The sequence below is a fragment of the Streptomyces lycii genome, assembly GCF_009735685.1.
In the GTDB taxonomy this organism is placed as follows: domain Bacteria; phylum Actinomycetota; class Actinomycetes; order Streptomycetales; family Streptomycetaceae; genus Streptomyces; species Streptomyces lycii.
Window position 1 is genome coordinate 1 of record NZ_WHPN01000137.1, and the last position, 10,728, is coordinate 10,728.

A 10,728-nucleotide genomic window follows, 5' to 3' on the forward strand; every position below is an offset into this window, starting at 1 on the left:
CTCCCGCGCCGCACCTCCCGCGCCGCACCCCCCGCGCCGTGCCCCCGTTCCCGGCCCGTCCCCCCTTCGCCCCCGGCCCGTGCCCCGTCCGTGTCCCTGGCCCGGGGTTCCGGGACGGCCGTCCGGGCCGTGGGTGTGCGTGGTGAGCCTCCGGCCTTCTCGTCCCCGGGCCTCCCCCGGTGACTGTGCGACAGTTTTCTGGCAGGTTCGCGTCAGACACCTTCCGGGTGATCACCACACGTACCGGACACAGGGGGATGGATTCGATGCTGGAAAAGGTGTTCGACAGCCAGGACCTCCCGGTGCCGGACCGGGTGGACGCCTGGCGTGAGGTCACGGCCCTCGCCCTGATCCCCAACGAGTTCAGCATCGACCGTGCGGCGGACTTCGGGGCCTCCCTGCACGCCGTGGACCTGGGCGTGGCGCAGGTGACCTCCTTGACCTACGCCTCGATGACGTCGCGTCGGACACCCCGGCTGATCCGGCGCTCCGATCCCGACATGTACGCGGTGGGACTCATCCTGCGGGGGCGGCAGGGCATCACCCAGGAACGGCGCGAGGCCTCCCTCGCGACGGGTGACCTGGTGGTGTACTCCACCTCCCGGCCCTACGAAGCCGTGGTGGAGGCCCGGCAGGGCAGGGCGGCGTCCGTGGTGGTGCAGATCCCGCGGGCCCTGGTGCCGCTGCCTGCTGACCGGGTGGAACGGACGCTGGCCACCCGGATGCCGTCGCAGGAAGGCATCGGACGCCTCCTCGCCGGATTCCTCACCCGCCTGGCCACCGACACCACCCACTACCGGGCCGCCGACGTCCAGCGGCTGGCCGACATCCTCGTCGACCTGATCACCGCATGGCTGGCTCACCACATCGATGCCGAGGACCGGACGCCCGCCGAAACCCGCGGACAGGTGCAGTTCCTGCAGATCCAGAGCTTCATCCGGCGGAACCTGGACGACATCGGACTCGCCCCCGCGACCATCGCCGCCGCACACCACATCTCCCTGCGGACGCTGCACCGCCTCTTCCAGCGCCACGCCCACGGCACCACGGTCACGTCCTACATCAGCCGCCAGCGCCTGGAGCACGCCCGGCGCGACCTCGCCGACCCCCGCCTGGCCGCACGCCCCGTCCACGCCGTCGCCGCCCGCTGGGGCTTCCGCCGTCCGGCCGACTTCACCCGTGCCTTCCGCACCGCCTACGGCACCACCCCCACCGACCACCGCCGGGCGTGCCTGCGCGCGCAGAGCGGCACGCAGCGCTAAGCAGCTGGCACCCGGCGCTATCCACACAGCGGCGGCACCCCGGAAGAATCCGGGGATGTCAGGCCGAGGTACACGGGGCCGGCCGAACGGAACGGGGGTCCGCATCCGCATGTCCGCATGCCGCATGTCCGCATGCCGCATGTCCGCATGTCCGCAGCACGACGGCCGACCGGTATACGGACCGGGAGCCGGCGGCCCCGGGGCCGCGGCCCGGACGGCAGAGCCCGCACGGCTTGACCGCACGGCCTGCCCGCACGGACCCGGACTCCGGCCCGTGGCACTTTCCGCGTCTCAGCGAACGAAAAGGAGAACCAGGTGAGGAAGCGTTTGTTCGGCAGAAGTCTGGGCTTGGTCCTGGCTGTGGTCGCCACGAGCGCCCTGTCGGCGCCGGTGGCGGCAGCCGGCACACCGGCCGCGGACTTCGGCGCACAGGTCCGCGCCGCCGGGTTGACCCCGGCCGAAGCCCGCACCCTGCAAGCCCGCGTCGCCGACGAACTGGCCCGCGAAGGAGGAGTGCGGACCGCCGCCAACGAGATCACCCGCGCGAACGGCACCGAGCTGCTGCTCGTGCTGCCCGGCGAGACCTACGCCCGCGACCTGGACGCGCCCGCCACCCAGAACGTCGGCGCCGCGGCGGCTCCTTCGTCGTGCGCCTACTACACCTTCTGCGCCTACCGGGGCACGAACTTCACCGGCGACGTCCTCAGGCAGAAGCGGTGCGCCGACATCATCTACATCAACTGGTTCGGCAACGGCTCCTGGAGCAACAACCAGTCCTCGGGGACCCGGGCCCGGATGTACGGAAGCGCCAACAACGTCATCTACACGACACCCGGAGCCTACTCCGAGGACCGGGTGGGCGACTGGAGCCCCGTCTTCCACGTCGACGCCTGCTGACAGAGCGCCGGCGGGCCGCCTCGGAACCGGCGGAGGCGGCCCGCACGCGCGGCGTCAGCCCGCCCGGGACCCGGCGATCCCGCGGGACATCAGCGTCGTCAGCTCGTACGCGGTGTGCGAGGCGGCGACCGAGGTGATCTCCGCGTGGTCGTAGGCGGGCGCGACCTCCACCACGTCCGCCGACACCATCCGGCAGCCGGCCAGGCCGCGCAGGATCTCCAGGAGTTCCCGGGAGGTCAGGCCGCCCGCCTCCGGGGTCCCGGTGCCGGGGGCGTGGGCCGGGTCGAGGACGTCGATGTCGATGGAGACGTAGAGCGGGCGGTCGCCGATGCGGTCCCGGAGCTGCTGCGCGACCTCGTCCACGCCGCGCCGCATCACATCGGCCGAGGTGACGATGCCGAAGCCCATCTTCTCGTCGTCGTCCAGGTCCTTCTTGCCGTACAGCGGCCCGCGGGTGCCGACGTGGGAGAGGGCGGAGGTGTCGAGGAGGCCCTCCTCGAAGGCCCGCCGGAACGGGGTGCCGTGGGTGTACTCGGCACCGAAGTACGTGTCCCAGGTGTCCAGGTGCGCGTCGAAGTGCAGCAGCGCGACCGGCCCGTGCTTGCGGGCGACGGAGCGCAGCAGCGGCAGCGCGATGGTGTGGTCGCCGCCGAGGGTCATCAGCCGGGCACCGGTGTCGAGGAGGTCGTCGGCGGCGGCCTGGATCGTCTCGACGGCCTCGTCGATGTTGAACGGGTTCGCGGCGATGTCCCCGGCGTCGGCGACCTGGGCGAGCGCGAACGGGGAGGCGTCCTGCGCCGGGTTGTAGGGCCGCAGCAGCCGGGACGCCTCGCGGATGGCGTTGCCGCCGAAGCGGGCGCCGGGGCGGTAGGAGACGCCGGTGTCGAAGGGCACGCCCACGACGGCCACGTCCGCCGTGCCGACCTCGTCGAGCCGGGGCAGCCGCGCGAAGGTGGCGGGGCCCGCGTAGCGCGGGACGCGGGACGAGTCGACCGGGCCCCGGGGCCGGCCGGCACCGGGGGCGCGCGGCTCGTCGGGCTGCTGGGCGGCGGAGGTCATCGCGGCTGCCTCTCGGGCTGTGGGGGTCGGCTGTCCCTTCGAGACTAGGCAGCGCCGCGCATTCCGTACATGTACTTTTCCGGTAAGCCCGGTGGCGTTTTTCTACAGAGCGGCCAGATCGCGCCGCCGCCTGCGGCCGGGGACGGCAGGGCCGGTACGGGCCGGGGACCGAGCACCGCCCGCGGCCCCGGGCGCCGGCCCGGCCGGGACGGATACGGCCGGAGGCGGGCGCCGGCCCGGCCCGGACGGATACGGCCCGCCGCAGGATTCAGTACGGCCCCGCCGGCAGGACGACCGCCAACTCCCGTGCCGCCTCCGCCAGCGCGGGCCGCAGCCGCAGGAGTTCGCCGAGCGGCATCCGGTACGCGGGCGCGGCGACGGAGAGGGCGGCCCGTGCCGTGCCGTCGGCCCCCAGGACGGGCACGCCGACGGCCCGGATGCCGGCCTCGTGCTCCTCGTCGGACACCGCGTGCCCCGCGTCGCGCACGGACGCGATCTCGGCGCGGAAGGCGTCGCGGTCGGTGAGGGTGTTCCGGGCGAGCGGCTCCAGCCCGACCGACTCGGTCAGCTCCGCCCGGGTCCCCGAGGGGGCGAAGGCGATCAGGACCTTGCCCGTCGCGGTGCAGTGCAGCGGCCCGTGCCGCCCGGGCTCGCCGCGCACGCTGACCTGCTGCGGCCCCTGCACGTAGTGGATGCAGAGCTGCCGGTCCCCGTCGAGCACGGACATCAGCACGGCCTCCCGCGAGGTCTCGGCCAGCCGCCGCATCACGGGCAGCGCCACCCCCGTGAACCCGTACGCGTGCGAGACCTGCTGGCCGAGCTGGTAGACGCGCAGACCGAGGGTGTACTGCTTGCTGCGGTCGTCGAACGCCACGAAGTGCTCCCGGGCGAGGGACCGCAGCAGCCGGTAGCAGGTGCTGGTCGGGAAGCCGGAGGCGCGGGCCAGCTCGGACAGGGTGGTTCCGGCGGGGCTCTCCCCGAGCAGGGTGAGGACGCGCAGGGCCTTGCCGACCATGTCGGAGGGTGCCGGGGCGGCGGAGGGCGACGACATGGCGCCATCTTGCCATATCGCGGCAAGGCGTGCCGCTCTTCGGAAACAACCCAGGGACATGGGCGAACGGCCCGCGTTCATGGCCGCGTTCACGCTCTTCCCGAGTCGGGTCTCGGGGCCGGGCACCGCGGTCGGCACGGTCCGCGTCGCCGAGCAGGCCGTACGTTCCGCGGCAGCCGTGCACGCCTTCACGACGGCGCCGCAGTCGCCGCGCGGCCCGGGCACGGCGCCCGGCCCGGGCACGGCGGCGCGGCTCACAGCGCGGCGTCGGACAGCGCCAGCTCCGCCCAGATCGTCTTGCCCTGCCGCTCCGGTCGGATTCCCCAGCTCCGGCTGATCTGGGAGGTGATGTGCAGACCGCGCCCGCCCTCGTCGTCGGCTTCGGCATGGCGCAGATGCGGTGCGGTGCTGCTGTCGTCGCTCACCTCGCACACGAGGTGCGACCCGTCGACGACCAGGCGCACCAGCACGCTGCCGCCGGAGTAGCGGATCGCGTTGGTGACCAGTTCGCTGACGACGAGCGCGGCACCGAAGGAGTGCTCCGCCAGGTCCCAGTCGGCCAGTTGCCGTTCGACGAACGCCCGGGCCTCGGCGGCGCTCTCCGGCGCGTGGGGAACGGTCAGCGAGGCAACATTCCCGGGGCCGAGGACGCGGGTACGGGCGAGGAGAAGCACGGCGTCGTCCTCCTCCTCGCCCTCGGGAACGAGCGCGTAGAGAAGACCGTCGCAGATCTCCTGCAGCGGCCGGGTCGTGGGCAGCATCGCCCGGGAGAACCGCTCCAGCCGCGTCTCGGGACTGTCCGAGCCCGCCCGGAAGACGGCCGAGTTGCACAGCGCCAGTACGCTCCCCTCCGGCAGCTCGCGCTCGACGGGCCGGTGGTCGGCGGTGCTGCGGCCCAGGGCCGGGCCGGGCCGTACGTCGATGTACTCCACCGTCCCGTCGGGCAGCGCCAGCAACGGGGGCGGATGCCCGGCACTGGCCACCACGCAGCGCCGGGACACCGGGTCGTAGACGACGTACAGGCACGTGGTCGCGCCCGGGCTCACCAGGCCGCCCCGCGGACCCTGTGCCGCCTGGTGCTCACCCTCCAGACGGGTCACCAGGTCGTGGAGACGCGACAGGACCTCGTCCGGCGGGAAGTCGAGGACGGCCAGCGCGCCGATCGCCGCGCGCAACTCGCCCATCGCGGCGGCGGCCGGAAGGCCCCGGCCGGGCGTGTCGCCCGCCACCAGGGCGACCCGGGCGCCGGACAGCGGAATGACGTCGAACCAGTCGCCGCCGGAGCCGACCGGGAGATAGCTGTACGCCGTCTCCACCGCGGCGTGCCCCGCGACCTCGGCCGGGCGCAGGCTGAGTTGCAGCATGCGGGCGGTGGAGCGTTCCCGGGTGTAGAGCCGGGCGTTGTCCAGGTTGACGGCCGCGATGTCGGCCAGCTCGGCCGCCACGGCCAGGTCGTCGGCCTCGAACGGCGCGGCCGTGCCCCGGCGGTGGAAGTGCGCCAGGCCCAGTACGGCACCGCGGGCGGCCAGCGGCACCACCATCAGCGAGTGCGTCCCGGCGTCCAGCATCCGGCGGCCCCGTACGTCCTCCCGGGCGAGCCACGCGACATCCGGCGTCAGCCGGGCGACGAGCCGCGGTCCGAGATCGGCCAGGCACTGGGAGAAGGGGGTCGCGTACGGCACTCCGGTCATCTCGCCGACGGCGATGCCCCCGTCCGGCGTCTCCGCGGCGGAACAGTGGCCCACGCATCGCAGCGGCGTGGTCGGGTCCAGCGCTCCGGGCGGCGGGGCCTCGCCGCGCAGCACCGGGTCCAGCACCTCCACGACGACCGTGTCGGCCAGATCGGGCACGGTGGCGTCGGCGAGTTCCTGGGCGGTGCGCACGAGGTCCAGCCCGCTGCCGATGCTCGCGCCGGCCCGGTAGATCAGGTCGAGCCTCGCCCGCGCCCGGTGCTGCTCGGTGACGTCCACGATCGCCGACGCGACGCCGAGGGTGCGGCCGTCCGCGTCCCGCAGCCGGAAGCAGGACAGCGAGATCACGAGTTCGGCGGTGCCGGCGTGGCCGCGCAGGACGAGGTCGGTCACCGGCCGGCCGGTTTCCAGGACCCCCTGGAACGCCGCCTCGAGGTCCGCGTCGTAGAAGTCACCGGCCCACTCGCCGACGTGGCGGCCCACGGCGTCGTCCAGCGGCATCCGCTGGATGTGCCTGGCCGCGGTGTTGAACCGCACCAGCCGCAACTGGGTGTCCATGACATGCAGGCCGATGGGCGACTCGGAGAAGAGCGCCCACAGAACCGCTTCGTCCACATCCCGGCCGTCCGGGCCACCGGAGACGCTGCGTCGTGTACCCATACGACTCCCGACCGATGTGCCCGACCTGGCAGGCACCAGTGTCGTCGGCCCCGGTGCCGCACCGCATCCCGGCAGCCGCCAACCGGTCGACCACTCCCGGCCGGGACCGGATCCGGGGACCGGCCACCGGGACCGGGACGGCGACGGGGACGGGGACCGGGACGGCCACCGGGACCGGGACGGCGACCGCGGCACCGGCGGGCGGGCCCGGCGGGCCGGTGCCCCCGTTCGCGAGCAGGCAGCGCGGCCGGGCCGGGCCCGGGGCGCGCCGACAGGCCGCCCGGCGGGCGGTGCCCGGTCAGCGGCTCGCCGTTCGCGGGCGATCACCGGCCGCCGGGGCACGGCACCGGGCACAATGGCGGCATGCCGATACCCAGTCCTGCCCCCACCCGCGCCGAACTGATCGATCACCTGGTCCGTACCCGGATCGCGGGCGACGTCGCCACGCCCCGGGACAACAACCTCGCCCACTACCGCAAGCTCGCGAACGGCGACCGCCACTACTGGCTCGGCCTGGAACTCGGCGACCGGTGGAACGACGAGCAGGACGTGCTGGCGGTCATGGCGGAGCGCTGCGGTGTCGTGGACGACCCGGAGCACCGCACCGGGCAGGACACCATCGACCCGGCGCTGACGGTGGACGCGCTGGACCGGATGGCGACGGTGCTGCGGAAGGCCGTCGAGGGGCGGCGGCGGGTGCTGTTCGCGACCGGCCACCCGGGCGGACTGCTGGACGTGCACCGCACGGTCGCGGCCGGGCTGCGCGCCGCGGGCTGCGAGATCGTGGAGATCCCGGGCGGGCTCCAGGCGGACGAGGGGTTCGTCTTCCAGTTCTGTGACGTGGCGATGCTGGAACGGGGCGCCACACTCTGGCACACCCACTCCCCCGCACCGATGGCCGCGATCCTGGACGGACTGGCGCGGGAGGGACGGCCGCTGCCGGACCTGGTGGTCGCCGACCACGGCTGGGCGGGCTGCGCGGGGCAGCGCGGCATCGACGCGGTGGGCTTCGCGGACTGCAACGACCCGGCGCTGTTCCTGGGCGAGGCCGAGGGGACACTCCAGGTCACGATCCCGCTGGACGACCACGTGCTGGATCCGCGGTTCTACGACCCGATGACCGCGTACATCCTGGAGGCGGCGGACCTGACGACTGGCTGAACGCCCTCCGGCGCCGGGGCGAACGGGTCCGGGACGACCGGGCCCAGGACGACTGGGCGACCGGGTGACCGGGCCCAGGACGACTGGGCGACCCGGTAAGGGGCGCCGTCCCGGAGCGCGGGTGTTACCGGGCGGCCCGGGCCCTTCCGGAGCGGCGGCCGCCCGCCTCCGGCCCCGGGCCGGGACGCACCGCACGGACCGACAGCCGGGACGGACTGCCGTAACGGATGACCAGGACCGGCAGCCGTGACGGACGACCGGGAGGGACCACAGGGAGGGATCCGTGACGGACGACCGGGACGGACCGCCCCGTATCGCGCCGCCCCGTACCGGGCAGCCCTGTACCGGGCAGCCGAGGCGCGGGACCGGGACGCGACCGCCCTCCCGGACAGCCGAGGCGCACGGCCACGAGAGCCCCCGAGCCGGACAGCCGTCGCACAACCGGCCGGGACGGACCGCCCCGGCGAACCACGCGCCGGCGAACCACGCGCAGGGGCGCCCGCACCCGGGGCGCCCGCACCGAGGAGCGCCCGAGGGGCACCCGGGGGTCAGCTCCGGGGCACCCGGACCAGGCCCTCCTGCACCACGGAGATCGCCAGCTTGCCGTCGGCGGTGTAGATGCTCGCCTGCCCCAGCCCGCGCCCGCCGGACGAGGACGGGCTCTGCTGGTCGTAGAGCAGCCATTCGTCGGCACGGAACGGGCGGTGGAACCACATGGCGTGGTCCAGGCTCGCGCCGACCACGTCACCGACCGCCCAGCCGCCGCGCCCGTGCGCGAGCAGGATCGAGTCGAGCAGCGTCATGTCGGAGACGTACGTCGCCAGGCAGACGTGCAGCAGCGGCTCGTCGATCGCGCCGCCGAGCTTGCCGTTCGTACGGAACCAGACCTGCGAGCGCGGCTCGCTCGGGCCCTTCTCGGCCGCCACGAACGGCGGTTCGGAGACATACCGCAGGTCGACCGCGGCCCGCGCCTCCAGCAGCCGGTCCACCACGGACGGGTCGCTGAACAGGTGCGCGTGCCGGGGCAGCATCTCGTCGGCCGTCGGCAGCGTCTCCGGATCGGGCGCGTCCGGCATCGGCTGCTGGTGCTCCAGCCCCTCCTCGTACGCCTGGAAGGACGCCGAGAGGTGGAAGATCGGCTGCCCGTGCTGGACGGCGACCACCCGGCGGGTGGTGAACGACCGGCCGTCGCGGATGCGGTCGACCGTGTAGACGATCGGCGCGCCGGGGTCGCCCGGCCGCAGGAAGTACGCGTGCAGCGAGTGCGCCCCGCGGTCGGCGGGGACGGTGCGACCCGCCGCGACCAGCGCCTGGGCTGCGACCTGCCCGCCGAACACCCGGGGGATGACGGCGGGGTGGCTGTCGCCGCGGAAGATGTTCTCCTCGATCCGCTCGAGGTCGAGCAGATCGAGGAGACCCTGTAGTGCTTCGCTCATGGTCCCTGAGTCTGTCAGGTGGATGTTCCGCCGAAGGTCACGGCGTCCGGCACGTAACCGCGCTCACAGGCCCATCGACTTGGCGACGATCGAGCGCATGACCTCGCTGGTGCCGCCGTAGATGCGGTTGACGCGGTTGTCGGCGTACAGCCGGGCGATGGGGTACTCCATCATGTAGCCGTAACCGCCGTGCAGCTGGAGGCACTTGTCGATGACCCTGCCCGCGGTCTCGGTGCAGAACAGCTTCGCGGAGGCCGCGTCGGCGGCGGTCAGCTCGCCCGCGTCGTGCGCGTCCAGCGCGCGGTCGACCACGGCCTGGCAGGCGTCGACGTCCGACTGGCAGTCGGCGAGCTGGAACTTGGTGTTCTGGAACGAGGAGACCGTCTTGCCGAAGACCGTGCGGTCCCGGACGTACTCCTTGGCGAACCCGACGGCCGCCGCGGCCTGCGCGTAGGCGCCGACGGCGATCGCGAGCCGCTCCTGCGGCAGGTTCTGGCCGAGGTAGGAGAAGCCCTTGCCCTCCTCGCCCAGCAGGTCCTCGGCGGGCACCTTGACGTCGGTGAAGGACAGCTCGGCGGTGTCGGACGTCTTCAGGCCGAGCTTCTCCAGCTTGCGGCCGACGGCGTAGCCCTCGGACTTGGTGTCCACCACGAACAGGGATATGCCCGCGCGGCGGTCCTCGGGGGTGGGCGGGGCGGTGCGCGCGCAGACGATCACGCGGTCGGCGTGGACACCGCCGGTGATGAAGGTCTTGGCGCCGTTGAGGACGTAGTGGCCGCCGTCCTCGGAGCGCTTGGCGGTGGTCTTCATGCCGGCCAGGTCGGAGCCGGTGCCCGGCTCGGTCATGGCGATGGCGTACATCGCCGTGCCGGACACGAAGTCGGGGAGCCAGCGCTTCTTCTGCTCGTCCGTGGCGTAGGCCAGCAGATACGGCAGGCAGAGCCCGGTGTGCACGCCGCTGCCGCCGAAGCTGACACCCGCGCGGGCGCACTCCTCGGTGATCACGGCCTGGAACTTGAAGCTGGTCTCACCGGCGCCGCCGTACTCCTCGGGCACCTCGATGCCGAAGACGCCCAGCTCACCGAGCTTGTAGTAGAAGTCGCGGGGCGCCTGGCCCGCCTCCAGCCACTGGTCGTAGACGGGAACGACCTCGGAGGCGATGAAATCGCGGATGGTCTCCCGGAACGCCTCGTGGTCCTCGTTGAACACCGTGCGACGCATCTGCGGCACGCCTCCCTCTGCTGGTCCCTGGCCAAGCGCCGCTCGGTCACTGTCTAAGCGCTTGCTCATAAAAAGCTACCGGGGAGTCGCGAGGACTGTCCAGAGGCGTCGGTGCGACCTCCGTTACTGCGGCGGCCTCCGCCGTTGCCGAACCGATTGCCGCGGCCGTCTCCGCCGCCGGTCCCATTGGCCGCCCACCTTGCCGCCCAATTGCCGCAGCCATCGCCCGCTGCCGCATCCATTGCCGCGGCCCTGCCCGCGCGGTGCGGGCCGCGGCATCTCGCCGCGCA

Annotated in this window: 8 protein-coding genes; 3 read left to right on the top strand and 5 right to left on the bottom strand. The window is 73.5% G+C overall.

The features are described from left to right. The first annotated feature begins 266 nt into the window (after positions 1–266). Together GCU69_RS05900 and GCU69_RS05905 are read left to right on the top strand one after the other, a co-directional pair. On the top strand, positions 267–1,262 hold the full coding sequence (locus GCU69_RS05900) for an AraC-like ligand-binding domain-containing protein (protein WP_098752004.1): 996 nt from the start codon (positions 267–269) through the stop codon (positions 1,260–1,262). 315 nt (positions 1,263–1,577) lie between these two features. Further along, positions 1,578–2,159, top strand: a complete 582-nt coding sequence (locus GCU69_RS05905) for a hypothetical protein (RefSeq protein WP_143671137.1) — start codon at positions 1,578–1,580, stop codon at positions 2,157–2,159. A gap of 54 nt (positions 2,160–2,213) precedes the next feature. Here GCU69_RS05905 and speB read toward each other — a convergent pair whose 3' ends face one another. The 3 genes from speB to GCU69_RS05920 all read right to left on the bottom strand — a co-directional run bounded on the left by speB (position 2,214) and on the right by GCU69_RS05920 (position 6,620). Further along, entirely contained in the window at positions 2,214–3,218 is a 1,005-nt protein-coding gene (speB, locus tag GCU69_RS05910; RefSeq protein ID WP_156205324.1) for an agmatinase, read from the bottom strand. 268 nt (positions 3,219–3,486) lie between these two features. Continuing rightward, a complete protein-coding gene (locus GCU69_RS05915) occupies positions 3,487–4,269 on the bottom strand; it encodes an IclR family transcriptional regulator (RefSeq protein WP_218037900.1) in 783 nt (260 codons plus the stop codon). Positions 4,270–4,523: 254 nt separating this feature from the next. Next, complete coding sequence (locus GCU69_RS05920) at positions 4,524–6,620, bottom strand: SpoIIE family protein phosphatase (protein WP_098751998.1); 2,097 nt, start codon at positions 6,618–6,620, stop codon at positions 4,524–4,526. Positions 6,621–6,983: 363 nt separating this feature from the next. Between GCU69_RS05920 and GCU69_RS05925 the strand changes: the two genes are divergently transcribed. Further along, positions 6,984–7,781, top strand: a complete 798-nt coding sequence (locus GCU69_RS05925; RefSeq protein WP_098751999.1) for a phosphatase — start codon at positions 6,984–6,986, stop codon at positions 7,779–7,781. 548 nt (positions 7,782–8,329) lie between these two features. Here GCU69_RS05925 and GCU69_RS05930 read toward each other — a convergent pair. Further along, positions 8,330–9,217, bottom strand: a complete 888-nt coding sequence (locus GCU69_RS05930) for an acyl-CoA thioesterase (RefSeq protein WP_098752000.1) — start codon at positions 9,215–9,217, stop codon at positions 8,330–8,332. Positions 9,218–9,280: 63 nt separating this feature from the next. Beyond that, a complete protein-coding gene (locus GCU69_RS05935; RefSeq protein ID WP_156205325.1) occupies positions 9,281–10,438 on the bottom strand; it encodes an acyl-CoA dehydrogenase family protein in 1,158 nt (385 codons plus the stop codon). Positions 10,439–10,728 lie beyond the last annotated feature (290 nt).